Annotated in this window: 19 protein-coding genes and 3 pseudogenes; 10 read left to right on the top strand and 12 right to left on the bottom strand. The window is 60.7% G+C overall.

The genetic code is table 11. The features are described from left to right. Positions 1-60: 60 nt before the first annotated feature. Positions 61-199: pseudogene (locus IT775_RS21350) on the top strand (IS3 family transposase); the annotation flags it as partial. A 115-nt stretch (positions 200-314) separates the two neighbouring features. Here IT775_RS21350 and IT775_RS21620 read toward each other — a convergent pair. The 5 genes and pseudogenes from IT775_RS21620 to IT775_RS19430 all read right to left on the bottom strand — a co-directional run. Beyond that, positions 315-1,160 carry a peptidoglycan-binding domain-containing protein gene (locus IT775_RS21620; RefSeq protein WP_212702910.1) on the bottom strand — a complete coding sequence of 282 codons (846 nt, stop codon included), beginning with the start codon at positions 1,158-1,160 and terminating at the stop codon, positions 315-317. A 330-nt stretch (positions 1,161-1,490) separates the two neighbouring features. Next, positions 1,491-2,318: a hypothetical protein gene (locus IT775_RS19445; protein WP_212702909.1), complete on the bottom strand. Its 828-nt coding sequence runs from the start codon at positions 2,316-2,318 to the stop codon at positions 1,491-1,493. Between the two features lie 132 nt (positions 2,319-2,450). Next, positions 2,451-2,657, bottom strand: coding sequence for a hypothetical protein (locus tag IT775_RS19440; RefSeq protein ID WP_212702908.1), 207 nt, complete (start codon positions 2,655-2,657; stop codon positions 2,451-2,453). A gap of 10 nt (positions 2,658-2,667) precedes the next feature. Next, positions 2,668-2,808: a hypothetical protein gene (locus tag IT775_RS19435; RefSeq protein ID WP_212702907.1), complete on the bottom strand. Its 141-nt coding sequence runs from the start codon at positions 2,806-2,808 to the stop codon at positions 2,668-2,670. Continuing rightward, positions 2,778-2,957, bottom strand: a pseudogene (locus IT775_RS19430) (integrase core domain-containing protein); the annotation flags it as partial. The pseudogene IT775_RS19430 and the gene IT775_RS19435, both read right to left, overlap by 31 nt. Before the next feature lie 214 nt (positions 2,958-3,171). Here IT775_RS19430 and IT775_RS19425 point away from each other — a divergent pair. The 7 genes from IT775_RS19425 to IT775_RS19395 all read left to right on the top strand — a co-directional run bounded on the left by IT775_RS19425 (position 3,172) and on the right by IT775_RS19395 (position 10,276). Continuing rightward, positions 3,172-4,878: a class I adenylate-forming enzyme family protein gene (locus IT775_RS19425; protein WP_212702906.1), complete on the top strand. Its 1,707-nt coding sequence runs from the start codon at positions 3,172-3,174 to the stop codon at positions 4,876-4,878. 62 nt (positions 4,879-4,940) lie between these two features. Further along, positions 4,941-6,167, top strand: coding sequence for a 3-hydroxyacyl-CoA dehydrogenase (locus IT775_RS19420; protein WP_343231167.1), 1,227 nt, complete (start codon positions 4,941-4,943; stop codon positions 6,165-6,167). After that, entirely contained in the window at positions 6,164-6,943 is a 780-nt protein-coding gene (locus IT775_RS19415; protein WP_212702904.1) for an enoyl-CoA hydratase-related protein, read from the top strand. The genes IT775_RS19420 and IT775_RS19415 overlap by 4 nt, the downstream gene beginning before the upstream one ends. A 45-nt stretch (positions 6,944-6,988) precedes the next feature. Beyond that, positions 6,989-8,302, top strand: coding sequence for an acyl-CoA dehydrogenase family protein (locus IT775_RS19410; protein ID WP_212702903.1), 1,314 nt, complete (start codon positions 6,989-6,991; stop codon positions 8,300-8,302). After that, the gene (locus tag IT775_RS19405; RefSeq protein WP_212702902.1) at positions 8,299-9,066 is read left to right on the top strand and encodes an SDR family NAD(P)-dependent oxidoreductase; all 768 of its coding nucleotides are present in this window, start codon (positions 8,299-8,301) and stop codon (positions 9,064-9,066) included. The genes IT775_RS19410 and IT775_RS19405 overlap by 4 nt, the downstream gene beginning before the upstream one ends. A gap of 4 nt (positions 9,067-9,070) precedes the next feature. Then, positions 9,071-9,844 (top strand): SDR family oxidoreductase, encoded by a 774-nt coding sequence (locus tag IT775_RS19400; RefSeq protein WP_212702901.1) that lies wholly within the window; start codon positions 9,071-9,073, stop codon positions 9,842-9,844. A 60-nt stretch (positions 9,845-9,904) separates the two neighbouring features. Further along, on the top strand, positions 9,905-10,276 hold the full coding sequence (locus tag IT775_RS19395) for a VOC family protein (protein ID WP_212702900.1): 372 nt from the start codon (positions 9,905-9,907) through the stop codon (positions 10,274-10,276). A 276-nt stretch (positions 10,277-10,552) separates the two neighbouring features. Here IT775_RS19395 and IT775_RS19390 read toward each other — a convergent pair whose 3' ends face one another. Further along, positions 10,553-14,020, bottom strand: coding sequence for an adenylate/guanylate cyclase domain-containing protein (locus IT775_RS19390; protein WP_212702899.1), 3,468 nt, complete (start codon positions 14,018-14,020; stop codon positions 10,553-10,555). 40 nt (positions 14,021-14,060) lie between these two features. On the opposite strand from IT775_RS19390, the gene IT775_RS19385 reads away from it, so the two are divergent. After that, complete coding sequence (locus IT775_RS19385) at positions 14,061-15,839, top strand: adenylate/guanylate cyclase domain-containing protein (RefSeq protein WP_212702898.1); 1,779 nt, start codon at positions 14,061-14,063, stop codon at positions 15,837-15,839. A 23-nt stretch (positions 15,840-15,862) separates the two neighbouring features. Here IT775_RS19385 and IT775_RS19380 read toward each other — a convergent pair whose 3' ends face one another. From IT775_RS19380 to IT775_RS19365, 4 genes are all read right to left on the bottom strand, one after another. Continuing rightward, positions 15,863-17,743, bottom strand: a complete 1,881-nt coding sequence (locus tag IT775_RS19380; protein ID WP_212702897.1) for a cation:proton antiporter domain-containing protein — start codon at positions 17,741-17,743, stop codon at positions 15,863-15,865. Between the two features lie 25 nt (positions 17,744-17,768). Next, entirely contained in the window at positions 17,769-18,149 is a 381-nt protein-coding gene (locus IT775_RS19375) for a DUF3307 domain-containing protein (RefSeq protein WP_212702896.1), read from the bottom strand. Between the two features lie 132 nt (positions 18,150-18,281). Continuing rightward, positions 18,282-20,240 (bottom strand): ferritin-like domain-containing protein, encoded by a 1,959-nt coding sequence (locus tag IT775_RS19370; RefSeq protein WP_212702895.1) that lies wholly within the window; start codon positions 20,238-20,240, stop codon positions 18,282-18,284. 237 nt (positions 20,241-20,477) lie between these two features. Next, positions 20,478-20,621, bottom strand: coding sequence for a hypothetical protein (locus tag IT775_RS19365; RefSeq protein WP_212702894.1), 144 nt, complete (start codon positions 20,619-20,621; stop codon positions 20,478-20,480). A gap of 307 nt (positions 20,622-20,928) precedes the next feature. On the opposite strand from IT775_RS19365, the gene IT775_RS19360 reads away from it, so the two are divergent. After that, the gene (locus IT775_RS19360) at positions 20,929-22,314 is read left to right on the top strand and encodes a M20 family metallopeptidase (RefSeq protein ID WP_212702893.1); all 1,386 of its coding nucleotides are present in this window, start codon (positions 20,929-20,931) and stop codon (positions 22,312-22,314) included. Positions 22,315-22,427: 113 nt separating this feature from the next. Here IT775_RS19360 and IT775_RS21340 read toward each other — a convergent pair. After that, positions 22,428-22,585: pseudogene (locus IT775_RS21340) on the bottom strand (IS3 family transposase); the annotation flags it as partial. 314 nt (positions 22,586-22,899) lie between these two features. Then, on the bottom strand, positions 22,900-25,733 hold a 2,834-nt coding region (locus IT775_RS19350), incomplete at its 5' end, for an OmpA family protein (RefSeq protein WP_212702891.1).

The raw sequence follows: 25,733 nt of genomic DNA, 5'->3' as shown, positions 1-25,733 counted from the left end.
TGTTGCTCGCTCCTGAACGGATGGGGGCGTGATGAGCACTCTTTTCTGGCCGCTCGACTACATGTCCGTCGCATGATTGCGGCATGGCGCAACGATTGCAATCACCACCGCCCCGCAGTCGAGCTACGACGGTCTCAACACGCGGGAGCGTCACCAACGCTCAAATGAGGGCCAGCCCCTGAACAGAGCTAACTTATGAAAGCGGTCTCCAAGGGGATCAGGTCACAGCCTTCCGAAACGATCCGGCCGCCCGTACGTTCGCGCGGCCAGCGGCGGCTCGCCAGCGGGTCTGATCGGGAAGCCCCGGCGTCTCTTCAGTACCAGCGGTCTTCGTACCGGCACTGCTTGATATCGAAAAAGCCGCTGTTTCGGCAGACTTTGACGCGATGCTTTCTGAGCTTCGGCGGGTGTTTTTCGATGTAGTCGGCATAGAGAACCTGGCTTTGCGCGTTCAGGGCCAGCAACTGGACCGCACCAAGGATACCAGTGGCGGGGAATCCTTTATCCGCCTGCCACGATGAAATGGCGTCCCTGGTGTTCTGCCCGAATACCCCGTCAACCCCTTTTGGGTCGAAGCCCAGCAGTTGCAGCCGCCGCTGAATTTCGATGCGCCGGGAGCGGTTCAGCGAAAGCGCATTCTCGGTCTCCTCTGTCGTCGGTCTATGCACCGCCGCAGCGGCTTGGCGCACGGATGGCGCTTTGGCGTCCGAAATGCGTCTCATCGACAGGACATTGCTGTTCGACAGAACGGCTTTGAAACTGGCGCTTTCGCCCGTCAGCGGAAAGGGCGCGCAGGTGTCCAGAGCCGTGGCAGCCCTCAGATAGAGGCGCCGTACATCCGCGTTCGCGGTTGCATCGCCGAGAGGTTCGGGAATCCCGACAAGCTCGCCTCGCTCGTCGAGTTCGAAGCCGATTGTCACCTTCGTACCCGGTGCGACATCCGGCGGTTGCTGAAAGCATCCGCCCAGTGCCATCTTTAGCAATTTTTCCTGCTGACGGGACGCTTCGGATGCCGCTTGCGCAGCTTCCTTTACGGCGATTTCCTCCCGCGCGGGCGTGCCCGGCTGCGCGATATCTACCGTCGGGTTTTCGGCGATGGCGGGGGCGGTCAGACCCGCAAGGGTGCCCGCACAGAGCAAAGCGGCGATGGTGTTGCGCACGGGCGTCTTCCGGTTGGAGGCAGCGGTTTGAGGTCTGGTGATTTTGTCCTTGGGCAAAGGTTCAGGTCCCGGTTTCTTCAAAACGGCCCGAGCATACTGCCCTTTGCCCGGAGTGGAAGCGCCCGGGTTGCAGGGCGCTTTTGGTCGGCTGCAAGTCGCGCACGCGCATTTCAACGCAACCCGCTGGTCCTGCCGCGCTGCATGGCCGGTGGTGGGATACCGGCCTGCAGGCGTGACGCGACGATCAGACAGGGCGGGCGACTGTGTTGGCGCCGTCCCACCTGATCGGGCGTTTGGAAGGGGCAGGAACAGGCTGCCCCCACCCAGGACTTATTTGCTTGCCAGTTCGGCCTCGAAGGCTTCCCGTGCCTCGTTGGACAGGGAATCGAGGCCAAGTGCGGTGCTGGTATCGCCGACGACCGTTTCAGCAACTGCAACCGCGTCTTCCGCAGCGGTCGCGTCATCCTGGGCCTCCGACAGTGCGGCTTGAGCATCCGCCAACCCGTCTTCGGCCTCTGCCAGCGCATCCTCGGCCTCTGCCAGTGCTGAATCGTCCTCTGCATTGTCTACGGCTTTCTGGGCTTCAGCCACGGCATCGATTGCTTCGTCGACGGCTTGCTGAGCATCGGAAACCGCATTCTCTGCGTCTTCCTGCGCGTCCTGTGCGTCCGCCAGAGCCCCGAGAGCATCGCCGTAGGCCGCGATTTGTCCCACCATGCTTTCGGGAGAGGCATTCGCAAAGGCCGTCGCGCTGGCATGAACTGCATTCAGGCCCTTCATTTCGGAAGCGATGGCGCCTTTGCTGTTGGCTGCGGCGTTTTTTCCCTTGGCTGCGGCGCTTTTGCCCTTGGCGGAGTTTTGTCCGAATCCTTTCGCGACACCATTGGCATTGCCGAGCCCTTTGCCGTTGCCACCCATGGCGCCATGCCCCGATCCAACGCCGCCATGCCCCCCGCCGCCATTGCCAGCGCCATTGCCGCCGCCGTTGCCGCCTCCGTTACCACCGCCATTCCCCTTGGCCGAGACCTCGGTCGCGGTCATTGAAACGGTCGCTGCTATCCCGATCCCCAAAACAGAGAAAGCGATAGTGGCTGCTTTCAGTGAGGCTTTCAAACCGTGCGTCATTTCTTCATTTCCTGTCGTGTTTTCGGGCTGCACATTCTGATGTGATAATGAAGGCAAGAATATGGCAGATTGATCGCGATACCACGTGGTAAGCCTTTTAAACCCTCCCATCAGCAGGAAGTCAGAGCCCCATATATACCTATGATCCTTCAGCTATCCTTAGGCTCAGGACCCATTGATTTTGTTGCAGTCGTCCAGGTCGCGAATTTCACGTGCCTCCAGCAACATTAAGGTAGGGCCGAGCGTGGTCAGTTGCCCGCCCATGCAGGAGTTCAGAACCTCTGGGGCAAATATTTCTGCCACTTGTCGTAAGTCGCTCGCAGATTTGATGCCGTCAATGAAATCATTGGTTAAACTCGACGCATCGCCCATTTGAAGGCTCTTAGTCGTTCGCTTCACGTAGCCATGCACGCTCTATGCGTGCAGCATTGGCATCAAAAAACTCCAGCGCTTTCTGGCGCAAAAGCTCCGGTTGATCAGCCCCTCCCTGAGTGGTCGTTTCGTTCTGGAGTGTTTTTTCCATTGCTCGATCAGGTTCGCTGCTTCCCGAAGGTCGAAGAAAACTTCCCCGTTCAGCAGTCCATCGCCGAATCTGGCGTTGAAGCATTCGGCGATCTTATCGGGTTTGCGGGCACCGCAGATCCCGGGAAGAAGGGGTGGCCCAACCTCAAGACGATTGAACGGGCCTGGTCATGTCAAACTTTTCATGATGCAAAAAATGCGGAATAAAATTCTGCTTTGCGGTATTGGCTCAAGTCGATAGCTTGCATAAGCTAGCCGAAGCAGACGCGCACATCCGTCATCAGAATCGGAAGTAGCGCTCTGCATTGGGAGGAGAAAACATGCATTATCCAATCGCCCGCTGGCGAACTCAGAAGGTGCGTCTATGACGGGGACGACGCCTGAAGAAGCGGTGCAGCACGTCTTGAGCACCGACCCGACCTTCGCCGTGGAACTTACCGAGGTTCGCGGCGTGACATACAAGGCGTTCAAGAACATTCCGCCAACCGTGCCGGACCTGCTGGCGGCAGGTTGGGCGCGTCATGGCGATGGTGCCCTGGAATATCTCGTTTATGAGAACGAGCGGCTGACCTATGCGCAGTTCACTGAGAACGTGCACCGAATGGCCCATGCACTGCGCGATAATCTGGGATTGGGGCGGGGCGACCGGGTCGCTATTGCAATGCGGAATTATCCCGAGTTCCTGGTGACGATGTTGGCGATTTCATCCATCGGGGCGACGGTGGTGTTTTTGAATGCGTGGTGGACTACCGAAGAGCTGCACTACGCCCTGAGCGACAGTGAAGCGAAGGTGGTGTTCGCCGACGGGCCGCGGGCGCAGCGGTTGGAACCTCTGAAACAAACACTGGGCTTGACGATCGTCGGCGTCCGAGATGCCGAAGGCCATGCCGACCGTGACTTCAGTGATTTACTGAGCGGCGCCAGTCGTGCGGATGCGGCGGAGGTTTCGATAGACACGGACGACGATTTCGCGGTGATGTATTCTTCGGGCACGACGGGCCATCCCAAGGGAGTGGTGCAGACGCACCGGGGCGCAGTGAATGCCGTGTTCAGCTGGCTGATGCAGTCGGTCGTGGCTCCACTGGTCACGCCGCCCGAACCGGGGGCGCCCGAACCTCCGCGCCCTTCGGCGCTGGTGGTGACGCCGCTTTTCCATGTGACGGCAACACATCCGCTGTTTTTGCTAAGCCTGCCCGCTGGGGCAAAAATAACACTGATGCATAAATGGGACGCGGAAAAGGCCGTGCGGCTTATCCTGGAACACGACATCACGCGTTTTTTGGGCGTGCCCACGCAGTCTGCGGAACTGATGATGGCGGCCCGGCAAATGGGCGAGACATTGCCGCTGTTGGACTACCTCGGCTCGGGCGGCGCCAAGCGGCCCGGCGCCCAGGTGGCACAGCTGGCCGAGACCTTTCCGAATGCAGGTATCGCGACCGGCTGGGGCATGACTGAGACAAACGCGCTGGGCATCGGGATGATCGGGGACGACTATATCAAGCGTCCCGAGAGTGCGGGCAAGCTGCACCCGCCGGTGCAGGAGTTAAAAATCCTCGATGACGCGGGAAACGAAGTGGCGGTGGGCGAACTGGGCGAGATTACGGTCAAGAGCCCAGCCAACATGCGGTGCTATCTCAACAAGCCCGAGGCCACCGCCGAGACGATACAGGATGGCTGGCTGCGTTCCGGTGATCTGGGAGTGATCGACGAAGAGGGCTATGTGACCATTCTCGACCGCAAGAAGAACATCGTCATTCGAGGCGGCGAAAATATCGCTTGTCTGGATGTCGAGGGCGCGTTGCACAAGGTGCCACAGGTGTTGGAAGCCTGCGCGTTTTCGATCCCTGATGAACGTCTCGGAGAAACGGTCGGTGCCGCCGTGCAGTTGCGCGAGGGCACAATGCTGAGCCATGCGCAGATGACGCAAGCACTGGAGGGGCATCTCGCGACCTTCAAAATGCCGACACACTTGTGGTGCCAGTACACGCCCCTGATGCGGGGCGCGACCGATAAGATCGACCGACGCGGGGTGCGCTCGATCTGTCTGAAAAAGCTGGAGACAAGCACATGAACGAATTGAATGCAGATGACATCGGCGCCTACATCGCGCAGGCGGGACGGAATGCATGGGACGTGCCCGGCTTGCCCGAGGATACGCCGCTCCGGCAGGTGAAAAGCGTGGGGATTATCGGCGCCGGGACCATGGGCGGCGGCATCGCGATGAATTTCGCTACCGCAGGCATTCCCGTGACGATTGTCGAGACTTCGCAGGAGGCGCTGGACCGTGGGCTGAAGGTCGTGCGCGGCAACTACCAGCGCTCGGCGGACAAGGGACGCTTCCCGCAGGACGAGGTCGAAGCGCGCATGGCGCGATTTGACGGACGGCTGCAATTGTCCGATCTGGCGGGCTGCGATCTCGTGATCGAGGCGGTGTTCGAGAACTTGGACCTAAAGCGCAAGATTTTCACCGAACTTGACCGTGTTATGAAGCCCGGCGCGATCCTGGCCACGAACACCTCTGCGCTGAATATTGACGACATCGCGGGTATGACGGCGCGACCCCAGGATGTGATCGGGCTACATTTCTTTTCGCCGGCCAATGTGATGAAGCTGTTGGAAATCGTGCGCGCCAAACACACTGCCGATGATGTCGTGGCGACCTGCATGTCTCTGGCCAAGGATATCAACAAGGTGGCCGCGCTGGTCGGTGTCTGCCCTGGGTTTGTTGGCAACCGTATCTTGTTTGCACGGCAGAAGCAGGCGAACAAGCTGGTCTATCAGGGCGTTATGCCTTGGGACGTGGATGCCGCGCTCAACCAGTTCGGGTTCAAAATGGGGCCGTTCCAGATGTCAGATCTGGCAGGGCTCGATATCGGTTGGTCCAAAGGAGCCAAGACCGACAATCCGATTCGCGACGCGCTGTGCGAACTGAACCGGCGAGGGCAGAAGACGCGGGCGGGATTTTATGACTACGACGAAAACCGCCGGCCTGTTCCTTCGGATGTGACTGCCGGGATCATCCGCGACATCACCGGTGCGGCGCCCACCAGCAAGAGTGCTGAGGAGATCGTCGAAACATGTATTTACCCGATGATCAATGAGGCGGTGAAGATTCTCGAAGAGAACAAGGCGCAGCGCCCTTCGGATATCGATGTGGTCTGGCTCTATGGCTACGGCTGGCCGCCCGAAAAGGGTGGCCCGATGTTTTATGGTGACATGGTGGGCGCGCAGGCTGTGCTTGACCGGATGGAAGAGTTGGGACGCGAGGATGCCGAGTTCGCGCCTGCGGAGACATTGCGCAAGCTGGCCACAAAGGGCGGCAAGTTCATACAGATCGATACCGGAGGTCTGAAGGTATGAGCTATGACCATATCAAGACCGAAAAGCATGGTCACATCCTCGTGGTCACCATGAACCGCCCCGAGGTCTACAACGCCGTGCATGTGGATATGCACAATGAGATGGCCGATTGCTGGGACGCGTTCGCGGCGGACCGGGATCTTTGGGTCGCGGTGCTCACCGGGGCAGGGGAGAAGGCGTTTTCGGCGGGCAATGATCTTAAGGCCACTGCGCAGGGTGTTGGCAAAGCCAAGATGACCGACCGAGGGTTTGCGGGCCTCTCCTCGCGCTTTGATCTGGAAAAGCCGATCATCGCTGCGGTGAACGGCTTTGCCATGGGCGGCGGGTTCGAAACCGCGCTGTCCTGCGACATCATCCTCGCGTCCGAGACCGCGAAATTCGCTTTGCCCGAAGTGAAGGTCGGCTTCTTTGCCGCCGCTTCGGGTGTGCAGCGCCTGTCACGTTATATCGGGCGACTGGCCGCGCAGGAAATGATGCTTACCGGGCGCACGATCGACGCCCGGGAGGCGCTTGCGCTGGGCTGTGTGAACGAGGTTCACCCGGCCGATCAGCTGATGGCCAGGGCGATGGAGAAGGCCGAGCAACTTTGCACCGTCTCGCCCTCTGCCGTGAAGGCCACCAAGCGGGTGCTTAACGACATGAACGCCCGCGACGGGGTGCAGGACAGCATTGCCTATTCCCGTGAAGTGATCGCCGATCTGGCCAAGACCGAAGACTTCAAGGAAGGCGTGAATGCCTTCGTCGAAAAACGCGCACCCAAATGGGTGAACAGGTAACTCGCCCCTCTCGGGGAAACGAAAACAGAAAAAAGGGAGACACCAATGTCTGAGGGCACCCCTCTTGAACTTAACAATCTCGAAATGTCCGAGAAGGCTAAGCCGCTTTTGGCCGCCGTAATCAAGCATATTCGCGAAAACGTCGATCCGATGACGGATGAATTCCAGCGCCTGGGCGAAGGCCGTTCGGATCGCTGGTCCTATGCGCCGGGTCAACTGGAACTGCTGGAAGAAGCCAAGCAGAAGGCCCGGGACGCAGGGCTTTGGAATTTCTTTCTGCCCAATGCCGAAACGGGCGAAGGATTGTCGAACCTCGACTACGCATATATCGCGGCCGAACTGGGAAAGAACCCGCTCGCATCCGAAACGCTGAACTGTTCGGCGCCCGATACCGGCAACATGGAGGTGCTGGAACGTGTCGGTACTTCCAAGCAGAAGGAACAATGGCTCAAGCCGCTGCTGGCGGGTGAAATCCGTTCGGCATTTGCGATGACCGAACCGGACGTGGCGTCGTCGGATGCCAAGAACATCGCGACCTCGGCGGTGCTGGAAAACGGCGAATGGGTCATCAACGGCGAAAAATACTATATCTCCGGCGCCGGCGATCCGCGCTGCAAGATCATGATCGTGATGGTCAAGACCTCGCCGGATGCCGAACCCTTCCGTCAGCAGAGTCAGATCCTGGTGCCGATGGACACGCCGGGCGTGGAGGTCCTGGGGCCGATGCATGTCTTCGGCCACGATGATGCGCCCCATGGCCATATGCATATTCGGTTTACCAATGTTCGCGTCCCCGAAGAGAACATACTCTGGGGCGAGGGCCGGGGCTTTGAGATTTCCCAGGTCCGCCTTGGGCCGGGCCGTATCCACCATTGCATGCGCTCCATCGGGCAGGCCGAAAAGGCATTGGATCTGATGATCGACCGAGGTCTGAACCGTGTGGCCTTTGGCAAGAAGATCGTCGATCTGGGCAAGAACATGGAAACCATTTCCCGGGCAAAGATCGAGATCGAGTCGATGCGCCTTCTGGTGCTCAAGGCGGCCAAGGCTATGGATGTGCTGGGCAACAAAGAAGCGCGTATCTGGGTCAGCATGATCAAGGCGAAGGTTCCCGAACAGGTCTGCGATATCATCGACAAGGCGATGCAAGTTCACGGGGCTACGGGCCTGAGCCAGTGGTCGCCGCTGTCGGGCATGTACGCGCAGCAGCGCACGCTACGCTACGCGGATGGCCCGGACGAGGTGCACCACCATGTCATCGCCCGTAACGAAGTTCGCGAATATCAGGAAAGCAACTCGCGTCAGGCCCGCGCGCATGGCCGCGAAATGACCAAGCCTGCAGGAGGGTTCGTAGGATGAGCCTGTTCGATTTGACCGGCAAGGTCGCGCTGCTGACCGGCGCATCCAAGGGCATGGGGCTGGCGATGGCCACCGCCTTGGCTGATCATGGCGCGACGGTAGTGATTTCCGCACGCAAGCAGGATCAGCTGGATGCGGCGGCGGAGAAGATCAATGCGCGAGGCAAAGGCCGGGCACACGGAGTGTCGTGCAACGTGGGCTACCAGGATCAGCTTCAGGCGCTGGTGGACAAGACCCACGAACTCGCCGGCCCGATTGACGTGGTGATCGGCAATGCGGGCGTGAACCCCTATTTCGGCAAGACGTCCGAAATCCCCGATGACGCTTATGAGAAGACGATGAATGTGAACGTGCAGTCGAATTTATGGCTGGCCCGGATGGTGGCACCGGACATGGTGGCGAAGGGGGCGGGGTCGATGGCGTTCACCTCCTCCATCGGGGCGTTCAAACCGTCTGTCATGCTGGGCACCTATGGCATGTCCAAGCTGGCGCTGATCGGCCTGGTACGCAACCTCGCGGCCGAATTCGGGCCCCAAGGTCTGCGGTCCAATGCGATCTGCCCCGGTCTGGTGAAGACCGAGTTCGCGCGCGAGCTATGGGACAACCCGGAGGTCGAGACGCGCATCAAACAGGACATCCCCCTGCGCCGCCTGGGTGAGCCGGAAGACTTTGCCGGTCTCGCGGTATTTCTGGCTTCCGACGCCAGCCGCTACATGACGGGACAGGCGCTTACCGTCTGTGGCGGTTCCAACATGTGGACATAGGATCATGGAACTCAAGGACAGGATCGTTGTCGTCACCGGTGCGGCCAGCGGGATTGGGCGGGCTATGTGCCTGCGCTTTGCACGGGAGGGCACCCGGCACATCGTCTGCGTCGACATTAATCTTGATGGCGCGCAAGCCACCGCGGACGAGATCGGCGGCACGGCTTTTCGTGTGGATGTCGGCAAGGCGGACGAGATCGTCGCTCTGATAGATACGGTGGAACGTGACATCGGACCCATCGATCTATTCTGCTCGAACGCCGGTATTTCCGTGGCCGGTGGAGTGGAAGTGTCGGATGACGGCTGGCAACGCATATGGGATATCAACGTGATGTCCCATGTCTGGGCCGCGCGCACGCTGGTGCCACGGATGACCGCGCGAGGCGGGGGCTATCTGCTCAACACCTCTTCTGCGGCGGGGCTGCTCAACCAGATCGGATCGGCACCCTACGGCGTCACGAAACACGCCGCCGTAGGCTTGGCCGAATGGCTGGCGATGAGCTATGGCGACCAGGGGATCACGGTCTCGGTGCTGTGCCCTCAGGCGGTCCGAACAGAAATGACGCGCGGCCACGAGGATCACGTCGCGTCTATCGACGGCATGATGGAACCCGAGCCGGTAGCTGAGGCCTGTGTGCAGGCGATCCGCGAGGAAAGTTTTTTGGTACTGCCACACAAGGAAGTGTTGGGCTATATGCGTGCCAAGACCGAAAACTACGATCGCTGGATCGGCGGTATGCGCAAACTGAACCGGCGCTTTGGCGGGTTCGAGGGATAACTGTCCCACCCGGCCTGACCGGCCGGGGGGCGAAAAAACAGCCAAACAAGGAACATCTGAATGATCGGATACATGACTATTGGCGTCTCCGACATGGAGCGCGCAAAGAAATTTTACACCGACCTTTTCGCCGATCAGGGCGCGAAAGTCGTCATCGATTCCGGGCGCATCGCCTTTATCGGGACCGAGCGCGGAAAGCCGATGCTGGCGGTGTGCGAACCCTATGACAAGGAGGCCCCAACTCCCGGCAATGGCGTGATGGTGGCCTTCCCGACCAGCACCAAGGACGAAGCTGAAGCGCTTTACAACAAGGCAATGTCGCTCGGCGCGACCGACGAGGGAAAGCCGGGGCAACGCATTCCAGACCGGTTCTACGGCGCCTATGTGCGCGATCCCGACGGCAACAAGCTTTGCTTTTTCGTCTTCGGTTGACTTGAGCGCCGCGCGCGTTCCGGGCCAATCCCGGTCCCGGCGCGCGCGGCTGCATGCACCATGGCCGCGGGTAAATACATGCAGCGGCATCGTGTTTAAGATGCTGAGCGCGGTGAAGCGGTCCTGATCGTGCAGGCCCGCGCTTTCGATATCCAGTTCTTGCGGCGCAGGTCGGCGTGCTTCGCACCCGGCTCATGCGCTCGTTCGCTTCATTGATCCCCGGCATGTTGGGCCGGACCCGCATTCCAATTGGAGACAAGATTTCACGCAGGCCAATCAGTCCAACGCAGCTTCGATAGCGGCCTTCGAACGTACAATATCGCTTAGGGCAGCGGTCTTTTCCAGTTCCCGAAGCTGCTTCAAGGCTTCCGGGTCGCGTGGGTTTTTTCCCAGGTTGGCCAATGCTTGACCACGGGCAATGTAGAAATCGGACAATGCCAACGGTTCAGAACGCGTGAAGTCTTTAAGGGCCGCGGCAAACCGTCTTGCTTCATTCCAGTCTCCGAGATCTAGCGATACATTGATCGCGTCGGGATAGAATTCGAGGTGGTTGTGGGACACCGCGCCGGCCGCAAGAAGTTTTTCGCCGTTTTCCAAGGCATGACGCCGCTCGTGTGGATTTGTCATGCAGAGCGCGAGAACGCCCATGATTCTGGCTCCGGTAAATCCGTGTCCCACCCTTGCGCTCATTTCGAGAGCGTCCCGCAGCGCCTTGACCGCCGTTTCGCCTTCGCCTTCCGCCCAGGCCAGTCGCCCCATGAATGCCAGAGACTGTGCCTCGAACCGGGGCGCGCCAAGCAGCCGGGAAATCTCAAGCGCTTCATTGTTGTGGGCGCGAGCCGCCTGCAGATCGTCCATCTCGAAATTGACCGCGAAAGCGACCAGGTCGCCCATCATCTTCGAGCGCGGAAGACCGGCTTCAGTGGCGATGTCGATCGCTCTTTGCGCCAGATCGTGCGCCTTGCGCAATTCAGCACTGTAGAACTGGCAGAACCCCGCCATGGCGAGGTTGACGCTTTCGATCCCGGGAAATCCGCCGGCCGCTGCAACCTCAGTGCTTCTGGTGAAATAGGTCAGGGCCGTAGCCATGCGGCCAGCGACGTAACGCGCATCGGCAACGCCGCTCAGGGCCGTCGCTTCGAGTTCGGGCGAACCGGCCTGTTCTGCATATGCGAGTGATTTTTCGTGCTCTGCCGCGCATTCGTCGGTGCGGCCCAAGGCAAAGTAGAGACTGCCCCGCTGGCTGTGAATCTGGGCCAGTTCCGAAGCATCGCCGCGGTCCCGTGCAATGCCGTCGGCCTTGTCGAGGTATGCCAGCGCCTCCTTGTACCTGTCGGCCAGCCGCATGGCGGCAGCCATGCCGAGCCATGCTCGGCACTTCTGTTCTTCCGTTTCGGCCAGGTCGATCAGGTCGGAAAAGGCCTGGATCGAAGGTTCGACTTGGGCCGCATCGTGCAGGAGCTTTGCCTTGACGATGGTCAGTTCGTATCTGCCCCCATGGTCCGTCGCCAAGGTCAGGCCACGGTCGAGAAGCGCAAGCGCTTTTTCGTACTGGTAGGATTTTATCTGGGTTCGGGCCGCGCTCAGATAGGCGGCCGGGGCGCCCGGATCACCGGCACGGTCCAGGTGTTCGGCGCGCAGGACCTGATCGGTGGGCGTAAAGAATTCGGCGGCCTTCAAGTGAAGGTTGCGCAGGCGTTTCCGAAGCAAGGAGCCATATACGCTGTCACGGATGAGGGCGTGGGTGAACAGATATTCGTCCCCTTCCGAGCGTATCAATTCATGACGGATCAGGGTTTGGAGGTCGTAATCCGGCTTGCCAATCAGGCACCGCATCGCATCGATGGAAAACCGTTGCCCAATGACCGAGGCCGCCTGAAGCGCATCCTTGTCGGATGGATCGAGCCGGTCGATCCGGGCCAGCACCAGGCTTTGGATCGATCCGGGAACGGTTTCGTCCCGGGCCTCGGCCGCATTGCGCAAAAGCTGTTCTAGGAACAGCGGGTTGCCGTCGGCCCGCTGGACACATCGCTGGGCGGCCGTGTCGCCGTTTTTCGCGAAATCCTGCGCAAGTTCCATCGCATCGGCTTGGCGCAACGGCCCCAGATCGATCGTCATGAACTGGCTGCCAGAGGTGCTGTTGCGCCACGCCGAATCCGTTGGGTCGCCTTCGACCCGGGTCGTCATGACCAGCATGATCGGCGAGTCGCGCACCTGAGCAGCGATGATGGCCAACTGGCGCAGCACGGCCCGGTCCGCCCAGTGAATGTCTTCGACGAAGAGCGCGATTGCACGATCTCTGGCTGCGTTGGTCAGAAGGTTGGACAACGCCCTTCGCAATTCGGCCTGATGTGCGGTGGCATCAAGGTTTTCCCCGCCGGCATGCGTGTCGCTCGAGTTGGTCAGGTCGAGGTATTCCTTCAGGAAACTGGCCTGGTTGTTTTCGATCCACCCCTCGGCAACCGCGGCATCGACACACTGGGAAATGTCTTCGCCAGCAGCACGGTTGGTGTTCAGAATGCTTCTGACCAGGGTCCGGATGGCGTCGTGGCCGGTCCCGGCGCCGAAATCCAGAACCAGGGCCCGGTGGGTTCCGAAATCGAGCCTTTTGCTTTCCTTCATGAACTCCGCCAGCAGTCGCGATTTGCCGATGCCCGCCTCGCCGCGCACAACAATGACCTGCCCGGTACCGTCTTCGCGACAATAGCTCAGTGCATTCCTGAACTGGCGGATTTCCCTGCGACGGCCGACGAACTTGGTCTGCCGCTGATCGGTGTCGCCGTCGGCATCGAACAGGGACAGCGCGCGCCAGACCTGTACAGGTCGATCCAGCCCCTTGATCGCGATCCTGCCGAGATCCTCGCAATTTACCGCCCCCGCGACGGACTGGTAGACTTCGCGGTCGAATACCGTTTCCCCCGATCTGGCCACCCCATCAAGCCGCGACGCCAGGTTCACCGAGTCGCCGATGACCGTGTATTCCTGATAACCTTCGCTGCCCAACCCGCCGGCGATGACGGTGCCGGACGCGATGCCGATGTGCACCGAAAGCGGTTGTGACGTCTCGGCAGCCAATGTCTCCACGCGGTCATGGATTTCAAAGGCCGCGCGCAACGCGCGCAACGGGTCGTCTCCATGCGCGACAGGGGCCCCGAACAGGCCCATGACACCGTCGCCGATATGCTTGTCGACCGTGCCGCCGTATCGTTCGATGATGCCATCGACCAGCTGGAAATATCGGGTCAGCAATTCATGCAGGTCTTCGGCGTCCAGTTTCAGCGACAGGTCGGTGAAACCTGAAAGGTCGGCGAAAAGAATGGTGACCTGACGCCTTTCCCTGTGCAGCAATTGGTTGGTGTCGGTATGTGTCGCCGGATCTGATTGTGGTGTTGCGGGCGCATCCCGCAGCTGGGCGATCGCGGCCAACAGGCGTTTTCGGTCGGCCAGCCGGGTCACCCCTAGATCCTTGAGGTCCTCATTCGTCAGCTCCGCGAGCAAATTGATGTCGACGCCGTTTTCTTCGAAGCTGGGCGCATGTTCGGCCAAGCCCAGTGCACTGAGCCATGAAGCCACGTTTTCATGTGCGTCCGTCGATGCCATTCCATCTCCGTTTTGACATTTGTACCCCCGAAAGTGCTTTTGGCGGTAAAGAAAATAGCGATTGCGGGGCAATGTCGTGCAGAAGCAGAGATTGCCGATGCCCCGTCTAGGCTTGGGCGGGCCGCCAAACAGTCCCGAAAACAAAGCGATAGATTTGAACCTGCCCCGCAGCTACAGTTCAATCATGTCCAACCCGGTGGAAAGAAGGCTGGCTGCGATCGTAGCGGCAGATGTGGTGGGCTATTCCCGCTTGATGAGCGCCGATGAAACCGGCACCATCCTTGCCGTGCGCCGCCTGCAAACGGACATTCTGGAGCCGCTTTTGCAGGAATATGGCGGCCGGATGGTCAAGACGATGGGGGACGGGTTCCTGATCGAGTTTCCATCGGTCGTGGCAGGCGTGAAGGCCGCGACGCAGGCCCAGAAGGCGCTGGGCGCGATGGAAGCGGGCGAGAATTCGACAAGGAAGCTTCAGTTGCGGATCGGCGTGCATGTCGGCGACATCGTAATCGAAGATACGGATATTTTCGGCGAAGGCGTGAACATCGCGGCCCGGATCGAACCGCTTGCATCGCCCGGGGGCGTGGGTATTTCGGACGACGCTTACCGGCAAGTGCGCGACCGGATTGATCTGGCTTGGGTGGATGGCGGCAGACATGCATTGAAGAACATCCCGCGCCCGGTGCGTATCTGGCATTGGAACGCGGATGGCGCGGCGGCTGACAAAGCGGCAGGGGCGGCGACAATCACAACCGCCGCCCCGCCACTGCCTGAAAAGCCTTCGATCGCGGTTCTGCCCTTCCTGAACATGTCCGGCGACAGTGAACAGGAAGCCTTTGCTGATGGCATGACCGAAGACCTGATCACCGATCTGTCCAAGGTGTCGGGGCTGTTCGTGGTCGCCCGTAACTCGACATTCGCCTTCAAGGGGCAGTCGCCTGAAATCGCCGTTGCAGCCCGCCAGTTGGGTGTGCGCCATGTCGTGGAGGGCAGCGTTCGAAAATCGGGAAGCCGCGCGCGTATCAATGTTCAGTTGATCGATGCCACGACCGGAGGACAGGTCTGGGCCGATCGATACGACGGGTCGATCGAGGACGTGTTCGAACTGCAGGACAGCGTCTGCGCCGAGGTCGTTTCGGCATTGTCCGTTCGCCTGACGCAGCAGGAGGCGAACCTGATCAATCAGGTTCATACCCGCAATGTCGATGCCTATGAACTTTTCGTGCGGGCAAAGGCGACCCCCTATCCGCCGATCCCCGAACGGATTTCCGCCGCGCGCGAAATGTTCGAAAGAGTGATAAAGATGGATCCCGAATTTGCCGGGGGCTACGCAGGATCGGCATGGATGATCGGATTCAACGCGATCTGGGGGCAGGGTAACCGAACGGAATTGGCCGCCGAGGCGGAAGCGCTTGGGCGCAAGGCGATTGCGGTCGACGACAGTTTCGGTTGGTCCCATCTGGCGCTGGGAATGGCGCTGTGGCCACAGGGTCGTTTCGACGAGGCGCACGATGAATTGATGCGTGCGCTTGAACTGTTGCCGAACGATGCCGACGCACATGCCTTTTGCGGCATGATGGCCGGGGTGACGGGGGATCGGATCAAAGGGATGGAGGCGTTGGACGCGGCGATGCGCCTTAACCCTCAGTTCATCAATGGCCCCTATCTGAACCTGATGGCATTGCTGAAGTTTCTGGACGGGGACTTTGCCGGAACCATCGAAGCGCACGAGGCGAATGTCGCACGCGGCGGGCCGACGGGACCACCGGCCTTGGCATGGTCGGCGGCGGCCCATCACGCGCTGGGCAACGATCAAGCCGCCGCGGCGGCGATTGCGCGGCTACGACAGCGCTTTCCCGGCTTCAGCCTGAAGCAATGGAATTTCTTCGGCCTTTTTCCCAAGGCCGAGGACGCGGACAGGGTGCGCAGGCTGATGGCCGAGGCGGGTGTCAGGAACGACTAGCCGTCTGACCTTCGCGCGGGTTCCTAGCGCATGATCTCGGATCTTGCCTCGATATCCCCGAAGCGCGTCTGCTGGTCTTCGGTGACCGCGTCGATGCGGCCGTCCCGCGCCTTGGCGAAAACGTCGAGCAGGGCATGCGCGACCTCGAGCCGGGACATGTAGACGATATCGGCCCCGGCCGCGCGCAGTTCGGCGATGGATTTCATCTCGATCGCGTTGGAAATGATCGTGGCTGTCGGATTCAGGCGGCGCAGAACCTTGACCAGTTCCAGGTTGCTGATGCCGCGCAACAGGTCGTCGGAGATGGTGCACAGGATCACCTTGGCCCGATCGACGCCGGCATGGATCAGCGCCTCCTCATTGGCGATATCGCCATACTTGACCTTGACGCCCAGTTCGCGCGTGCGCGGGTGAACCGACACGTTGAAATCGACGACAACCGTCTTGGGCATGATCTCGGGATGGGCCCGCGCCAGTTCGACAAGGAAGGACGAAGCATCGCGGTGAATCCCCAGGACTGCGAGCTCGATTTCTTCGGCTTCATCGCCGCCGCCGTCGGCGGGTTCCTTGAAGCCAAGCCGTGTCAGCGTGCCTTTCATGGCCTCGTAAATATCATAGGCCCGCTCGAATAGGGGTGTCGTCAGGACTGCGGTGATGACGAAGGCCAGGATGATGACCGAAGCGATTTCGTGGTTGATATGGCCGAGTTCGAGACCGAGAAAGGTGATCACCAGCGCGAATTCTGAAATCTGCGCCAGCCGGATCGCGCTGACCTGCGCGCAGCGCTGGTCGACGCGGAACAAGTAGAGCAGGGGGAACACCACGAATTGCCGCGCCAGCAGCGCGATCGCTGCCACCGCGAGAGCGAGAAGCGGAACTTCGATCCCGGCCAGCGCGGGCATGGTGATGCCGAGGCCGACGAAAAAGAGCGTGATGAAGAAGTCCTTGACCAGCCCGACCTTGGTCACGATTTCTGTGCTGAAGGGCGAGCTGGCGATCGTGGCGCCCGCGATCAGCGCCGCCATGCCCGAACCGACATTCAGGTGCAGATTGAAGCCCAGCAATTCGGTCGCAGGATCGAGATGCGTGCCAATGGCGACCATCGCGAAACACCACGACATGGCGCCCAGCAGGATCATTTCCGGCACTTTCGCGATCCAGCCGAAGGCACGGTTGACGACCAGCTTTGCAAGTCCCGCCGCGATCAGGATCAGCACGCCGATGCCGAGGAATGAAAACAGTATCGCGGACAGTTCCGGCTGTTCGAGGCTGGGCTGCACCAGAGTGGCAACGATCGCCCAGATGTCCTGGAAGATCAGCACCATAAGGCAGATCCGCCCCGGCTGGGTATCGAGTTGGAAGTGTTCCTGAAACAGTTTGACCACCAGGAGCGAGGACGATCCCGCCACCGCGATGCCGATATAAAGCGGCGCCAGAGGCATGTCGCCAAGGACGCCCCCGATCCCGGCCAGGATCAGCCCCTTGGCGATCACGAAACCGAAAAGCAGTGTCAGCGGGTACTGGATGGCGCTGGCCGCGAGCACGGCCCGGTTGCCCGACAGCATGCTGCGCACGTCGATTTCGAGCCCGATCATGAACAACAGCAGGACAAAGCCGATCTGCGCGATGGCTTCGATATTGCCGGGATCGGTGATCAGGTGCAGGCCCTGCGGTCCCAACAGAACACCGGCCACGAGAAACCCCGCGATGGACGGGATTTTCAGGCGCACGAACAGGATGGCCAGCCCCCCCGCGACCAGAAGGCTGGTGCCGATATCCTGCACGAGCGAAGGCACTGCGCCGCCGGCCGCGAAGGCCAGGCGGGGCAGGCTGGCAAAGAAGATTGCGGCAAGGCAAATTCGGGATAGCAGAACAAGGAAATTGGGCGTCAGGCGTTGTTGCATGAAATCTGATCTTTCCTTCTGAGGTCTAGCTGATCGCGGTGATCAGGACGTAGGTCATGGCGAGGTAGGTCAGGGAATGAAAAAGCTGATCCAATCCGTGGATCGCCCAGAACAGGCGTGGACGGTCACTACTGGTTACATTGTTGCCGGTACGGTCCTTGGTGAAATCGATCAGGTAATGTGTGACGGCCTCTGCCAGCGCCAGCGCCAGCGTCACCCCGAGGGGCAGACCAAGCAGCCCGAAAACAGCCACGGTGCCCAAAGCGTGTATGCCGACATGGGCATACCCCCCGATCGCTCTCGGGTTGCCCTTTTGCCGGATCATCCAGGGAAACTGCAAAAGATAGTCGGCCACGTAGTGTTTCACTACCAGGCACAGCATGACCAAGATTGCCGTTTCCGTCATCCGCGCCCCCTGTTTTCGCAGTCAAGATGCAGACTTTTACGCGGAAGCTTACGGGCGAATGCCCATATTTCACATAAAAAATTCAAAACAGCCGGGACCGGGACGGCGGTGCCGGATGGTTCGGCGCTGGCGCTAATCGGATTTGAAGCCGATTTTCAGATGGGTGTTGTCACAGAACGGTTTGGTCTTGGAGCCGCCGCAGCGGCACAACCGCGCCCCGGTTACCCGGTCGATGTTGCGACCGGTTCCGGAGCAGATCTCGAGGTTGCCGCTGACCTGCAGGGGGCCGTTCTTTTGCGGCCTGATATCGAGCGGGCCATCGCGAACCGCCAGGGGTTCGGACGGGCGGGTGTCCGGTTCGCCGCTGGCGCTGAACCCGGCTTTCACATGCGAACCGTCGCAGAACGGCTTGTTCCCGGAGGCCCCGCATCGGCACAGGGTTGCCCGGAACCCGACATTCTCTCCGTCGACCCGCATTGGCGCCCGGAACGCGTAGGGGCCGTTTTCACGCAGCTTGACGATATTGACCGGCGGGGCAGGTTCGGCCTGGGTGCCACCCTTGGGGGTGTATTGCACCGCGCCCGACGGGCAGTTGTGGCAGACGGCGCGCAGCGCCTCGGTGTCCATCTTGTCGGGAAAGAGCCATTGGCCCTTGACGCCTGACAGGAACACCTTGGGAGCGCCCAGCACGCAGAACCGCGCGTGAATGCACCGTCCGGTGTCAAAGCTGAGATGCATATCCTTGCCCTCGGCATGGCCGACGATCGCTTTGTTCGTCTTTTTCGGCTTACCCGCCTGCGGGGCAGGGGGCGCGGGGGGCGCCTTTTGCGGCGTTGCCCTGTCCGATGGGGCGTCGATTCGGTCTGCCATGCCGCTCAGGGCGTCGGATATCGACCCCAGCCTGTGGTCCGGGGCAAACAGCTTGCGCGCCTGCGCGGCCAATTCATCCATACGTTCGCGCATCACCCGCATTTCGCCGCTACCCGCTGGCAGACGGGTGATATCGCGCACCATGGTGAAGCTCATACCGGCATTCACACCCGGGTGCTCGGGCCCGGCAGGCAGGCTGGCCAGGTGATTGCACAAGGGGGTCAGAACGGACATCATTTCGCGTGCAAGGGTGACGAACAGGCGCTTGTTATGCCCCTTCGTGTCGTCGCGCCCGAAAGCCTGGGCAAGGAAGCGCAGCATCTGGTTGTAGACCGAATTGGCAAAATCCAGAACGAGGCAAGCCTCGGGATCGGTCACCCAGATCGTGCCGGCGGGGTCGGCGGGCTGGGCCGGGACAGGATTTCGCGCGACGGGGAAGGCGGGTTCGAAACCGGGATAGTTTTCCGTCGCGGCCTGAAACGAGGCCCGCAGGTTCAGAAATCTCTGGTAATGGCTGTCCTCGGAATGATCGGGGGCGCCTTCGCCCTGTTCGACGATGGTTTCGATGGCTTGGTGCGCGGTTGCCAGATTGGTCACCACGCTCAGTCCGGGCAACGGCGCATCTGCCGGCGAAATCTGGTCGGCCACATCGCCGCAAAACAGCGCCTCTTCGCCCAGCTTCTGGGTCAGCCGTTCCATCCCGTGGTAAATGCCGCGATATAGATGGCCGATGCTGGCATAGTCCTGGGCGTTCGGCATGACGCGACCCTTGGGGGCCTCCCGGTGATAATTATCCAAGTGTTCGAATTCGGGTGCGTCGGCCAGATCCACGCCCTCGGGGCGTTCGAGATATATCGCGTGTTCGACCAGTTCGGGCGAGAAGCCGTATAGTTCAAGGTCCACGGTGCCGGGGTGATCTGCTGCCGGGATCGGGAAATTGGATCGTGACAAATGCGCCGGGGCGCCGATCGCGCAAAGCAGGTTTCCGACCAATGTGAGATGGGTCATTTCCTCGACGGCGACTGCGGTCATGTGGTCGCGCCATTGCGCGATCAGGCCGCATTGTTCGGCTGTCAATCCGTCGGCTTCATCGCGTTTCAGGCTCCAGATGCCATAGAGATAGCCGCACATGACATTGTGTTCGATCTCGGCGGCCTCGGAGAGCATGTAGATCAGTTCTTCACGATCCCCGATACGGATTTTCGGTTCTTCCTCTGCCATTTTCCGTCCCCCATTGCCTGTAAAGCTACCACATTTCAGGCTTTCTCTCTACGGGAGTGCCGAAAGCCATTGGTGGAAAGCTGCTGGCCCTTGCGGCGCGATATGTTTTTAACACGGCGCGTGCGTTTGTCACCGGGCCCGGTCTTGGCCAATCCGCTCATCACGCAATCGGCGCAGGAAGCGTCAGGGAACGGAAGCCGGGCCGACCGGTGCCGGGTGGAAAACTTCGGTTTTATTTCAGGCATTTCCCGCCGGCACCTGCGTTTCTTCGAGCGCACCTGAATGCCCGGTTCTGGCATCGGTGCCCTTGGCAATCAGCAGCTGATCGCGAAACAGCATGGCGGCACTTGCGAAACTCCCCAGCATCAGGTGTGGCGACATCGAAGGAATGAAGGACTGTTGGCTGAGCGCCGGAGCGAGGCGGCTTGCGCGTTCGAGATCGGGAAACGCATCCTGTGGCTGACCGCGATAAAGGCTTGTCAGCGGGCGCTGGTTTCGAAATCCTTATCCAGCCGCTCCGCGGTCTCGTTTGACTGTGCCGGATTGAGACCGGGACATGGTCGCGATACTGCTCTTGAATGAACGTCACCACCCCTTTGGCCGTCATGCGGTCGTTTTGCGCAAGGGGAGTGTCGACGCCGGCTGCACCGAGAAAGACGTTACTTGCGATGAATTCAACGGGTAGAGAATGACAAGAACTTCCGCGATCGACACCGCCTCCGCCTATTTCGACGACGGGCGTTTCCAGACCGAATTGGCCGATCTTGTGGTCTATGAAACCGAAAGCCAGAACCCCGAACAGGCCTCGGAACTCGTCCGCTACCTTGATCAGGCGATGACCGCGCAGCTGAACGGCATGGGCTTTTCCTGCCGGATCCATCCCAACCCGGTGGACGGGGCCGGGCCTATCCTGGTGGCCGAACGGCACGAAGGCGATGATCTGCCGACGATCCTGACCTACGGACATGGCGATGTGACCCGCGCCCAGACCGACCAGTGGCGCGCGGGTCTGCATCCCTTCCGGCTGACGGAGGAGGGCGATCGGCTCTATGGCCGGGGCAGCGCCGACAACAAGGGTCAGCACCTCATCAACCTTGCCGCGCTCGACGCCGTGATGCAGGTGCGCGGCTGTCTGGGCTTCAACTGCCGCGTGGTGATCGAGACCGGTGAAGAGACCGGATCGCCCGGCCTTGCCGAATTCTTTGCCGCGCACCGGGACGATCTGGCCGCCGACGTACTGATCGCCTCGGACGGCCCGCGGCTGCAGGCGGGCACGCCCACCATGTTTATGGGGTCGCGCGGCGCCGTTACCTTCGATCTGGTGGTGGAGCTGCGCGAGGGGGCGCATCATTCCGGCAACTGGGGTGGGCTGCTGGCCGATCCCGCGATGATCCTGGCGCAAGCGCTTGCCACCATCACTGACAAGCGCGGCCAGATCCGCATCCCCCAATGGCGGCCCGACAGCCTGACCGCCGACGTGCGCGCCGCGCTGCGCGGATTGCCCGTCGCGGGCGGCGACGGCCCCGCCATCGATGAGGACTGGGGCGAAGAAAGCCTGACACCGGCCGAGCGCGCCTTTGGCTGGAACAGCTTTGCCATACTGGCGATGAAAAGCGGCGTCCCCGAGGCGCCGGTCAACGCGATCTCGGGCCATGCCCGCGCCACCTGTCAGCTGCGCTACGTGGTGGGGACCGAGGCCGAGGACATCTTGCCGGCCCTGCGCCGCCATCTCGACGCGCATGGCTTCGGGATGGTCAAGATCGCATTGCAGGGCAAGGGCGTCTTCGCGGCCACGCGACTGGCCCCGGATCATCCCTGGGTCCGGTTCGTGGCAGCATCGTTGGAGGAAACGTCGGAACGAGCCCCCCACATCCTGCCGAATCTGGCCGGCTCGCTGCCCAATGACGTGTTTGCCGACATACTCGAGCTGCCGACCGTGTGGGTGCCTCATTCCTATCGCGGCTGTTCGCAGCATGCACCGAACGAACATGTGCTCAAGCCGCTGTGCCGCGATGCGCTGCGGCTGATGGCGGGGCTATTCTGGGATATCGGCGCTGGCAATGCGCCGCGGTGAGATATGCGCATCAGTTGTGTGCCACGGGGGTGGAGGAGGCCTCGCTGCAGGTCAGCTTCGGGTTGACCCAAAATCGCAAAATCCGATCGACATGCGGGCAGCCGGAACCGGGTGCGTACGTGATCGGCGCAAGTACGGCGGCGAGCAGGATACCGTGGTTCCCCTTGGCAGCCTCCGCCAGGATCAGCTTGTCCTGCGTCAGATCCGAGATGGCCTTTTCAAGCCGTTCGCTTTCCTCCTGAAGGCGCTTCAGAACCCTGAGTTGGTCGGTCCCAGCCTTTTGCGAACCTGCAACAAAAAAAACCTTTAAGGAGGCCCATCCAGGTCGGACGGAGAGCCGACTTTCGCCGTGGTGCCGCATGAATGGTCAGCCAAACGGGAAACGGGGCACTTAATTCACTCCCCGACGCGAGCGCTCGGCATGGACTGATTGCGATGTTCCAGCTCACGGATACTTGTGCCCGCATAGGCAGGAATTCAGCGGCAGCATTTTGAAAAATAGGCACTGGTCATATCAGAAGCGGTTGTATCCTCCCTGCCTGGCCCGGCTGGTTCAAGCAAGGAGGACAAGTCCCGATTTCCGGATTAAAACTCCAGCTTGTACTGCGTTGTGATCGCAATTTCGCCTTGACTGGAAACAGACGTGGTTCCCGTCAACTGACCACCCGAAAGGGACTTGGCGTATTCGAAAACCAAGCCGATGGAGTCGTGGTTCTCGGACCGTTCGCCATCAAGCGTTGCGCTGAAACTCGTCCTGTTTCCGAGATTTTCCCGCGAAAGCTCGATCGCGGCGCCGTAACCACAGCTGTTTTCACCGCCACCGATAGGCTTATCGCAGAAAATCCTCGGGGTGATTGCAAGAACCTCCGCCCTCCCGGGCAACAAGTCTTCGATCCGGGCCTCTCCGAACAGGCGTGCGCCCGACATCCTGCCGATCCTGAGGTTGCCGCTGTCCTCGATGGCGCCGCGCGTGGCGGTCACATCCACGTCACCGCCGGGGGACCATGCCAGATCCAGACCTGCCCGGGGCGACACGATCAACCTACCCATCTGGGTCTGACCCGAGAGCGCGGCGCCGCCGAATGCCGCGAAATAGCGATAGTTCCCTTCGGTATGCACCACGCCGCCCGTCCGATCGAAGTCGAGGTCGAACGCGTGGCGCCCGATGGCCCCGCCGAGGTAATAGTCCAGGAACAGCCCGCTTGCGAAACGGTTTGCACCGTAGATCCCAGCGTTAAGGCCGAACCCTTTGATGTCGCCGGTTGCCAGACCCGTAATGTCGCTTTTCGATCCGTAAACCCCGAGAAAGCGGCCAAAAACGCGATCATCCGTGACGAACTTTTCCGTCCGAACCGTCAGGTTGAACATGCCCTGCGACACGCCGTTGTCGTTTTTCAGATAGCTCGCGGTTCCGGAAACGATGCGCCAGCTATCGTTCTGGCAATTCCGGGTTTCGCGATGATAGCTGCCATCCACGGCCGCCCCGGAATTGTTGGCAGATGCATTGATGCCGCGGTCGATCGTGTCGGTTGCCACGCACTCCTCGGCCTTGTGCCGTTTATCAAGCGGCAGGAATTCCACCCGGCGGTTCGCTGCCCGGCCTTCAGCCGTCGCATTGTCCGCGATCGGCCGGGTTTCCCCATAGCCCTTGGCAGCCAGACGCTCGGTATTCACGCCACGTTGCCCCAACGCCGCGACCACCGCGTCGACGCGGGCCTGGCTGAGCACCATGTTGTAGGCATCGCTGGCGCGGTCGTCGGTATGACCGGCGATTTCGAAGGACGCCGCTTCGCAGCTGTTCAGGATGTCGGCCATCTTGTCCAGGATCGCGCCGCTTTCCGGCTTCAGCGTCGACTTGTCCGTGTCGAACAGAACTGGTTGATCATCCAATGCCTTCGCCAACGCGACAAGACATTGATCCCTGTCGCGCGACTTGAGCCGCTGCAGCGCGCCCGCCGCATAGCTGTTCATCTGACGGCTTTGCTGCGTCATCGTGACGGCCAGATCGTCTTTCAGGATCAACAACAGATCGTCTTCGACCAGCGGCAGAACAAGGCCCGGATCCAGCGGAATATGATTGTTCACCACCCCGTTGGAGGTCGTCGCAGGGTCGGCACTGAAAGCCATCTGGTAGGACAGGTAGTAGCTCGTATCCATGCCATCGGCAGGAACCGCCGCATTGGTGATCTGCACCACGCCGCCACCAAGACCGGGATCGAACGTCCCGGGCTGGGGCGCGATGGTTTGCGAAGCGAACTCGTATCCGGATTTCGAAACCTCGATGGAGTATATACCGTTTTGCGCCGTGGCCGGATCGAGGAAGAAAGAATACGCTCCGTCGGTTCCGGTCGAAACAGCGTTCAGGTCACCCAACGCGTCATTCAGCCAGGCATTGGGAACCACAGAGCGAGAGGCGCCTGAGGTGGCTTGATAGTAAAGCGTGACCACCGCGCCGGGGATCGGCGTAAAGCTTGATGAGTCATAGATCACGCCGCTCGGATCGACAAAGAATGCGTCTTGTTCGACCTCCACGTCGCCCGCATCCACGACAATCCCGGTAATGCGGTTCGCGGTTTCCGAGTAGTCGGCGCTGATCGCGGTCGGATCGGCCTGTGACCCCGGGTTGTCGAATTCGACACCATAGGTGCCGGGCGCCAGCCCGATGAACACGTATTCCCCGGATTCATCCGTCACTGTCGAAAGCCGTTGCGACGGATTGTCGGGAACCATCACGTAGTCAAACACTCCAGATCCCGGCGCGGTTTCCTTCAACAGGTATACAACGATACCCGAGATGCCTCGCTCATATTGCCTGACAGTGCCGCTGACTTCACCGGGGAAGCCGGTGTCTGTCGGCGTTCCGTCGCCATCGACCGAGGTGTTGCCGCCAACTTTGCTTTCCGCAGTTACCACGGAATCGTCCGGCGCTTTGGCTGTCACAACGGCGATGTTTTCGACCCCACCTGTGGCAATCGCCCCGTCGGTCAGGTCATAGCTGGCCTCGTAAATCCAGACATCGCCCACGTCCATCGTGGTGTCGGTCGCGATCGCGCCGGTATCCGATGCCTTGGTCGGACCGGCGGTCAGGGACAACGTGCCGCCGTGCAGATCCTTGAAGTTGTCGGTCAGCGCAACATCCGAAAGGGTGATATTACCGATGTTTTCGACCTTGATCGTATAGTTCAGCGTGTCGCCAGCACGCACACCGTCTTCCAAGGCGCTGTCATCGACGGTCTTCGTCACCTTGATCACGGGAGCAATGGTCGCCAGCGTTTCCGTCTCGTCGTCGGTGGTGTTGCCATCGCTGTCGTCGCCATCGTCGGTCACGTCGGTGTAATCGGCGCCGCCGTAGGTGCCGACCACGGTCGCGCTGTTGCGCAGGCCCCCGGCGTCGATATCGGCCTGGGTCACGGTGTAGG

The organism is Thalassovita aquimarina (assembly GCF_018219815.1).
Taxonomy (GTDB): domain Bacteria; phylum Pseudomonadota; class Alphaproteobacteria; order Rhodobacterales; family Rhodobacteraceae; genus Thalassobius; species Thalassobius aquimarinus.
Note: the sequence above shows the minus strand (reverse complement) of the source record. Positions and strands in the feature narration are given on the sequence as shown.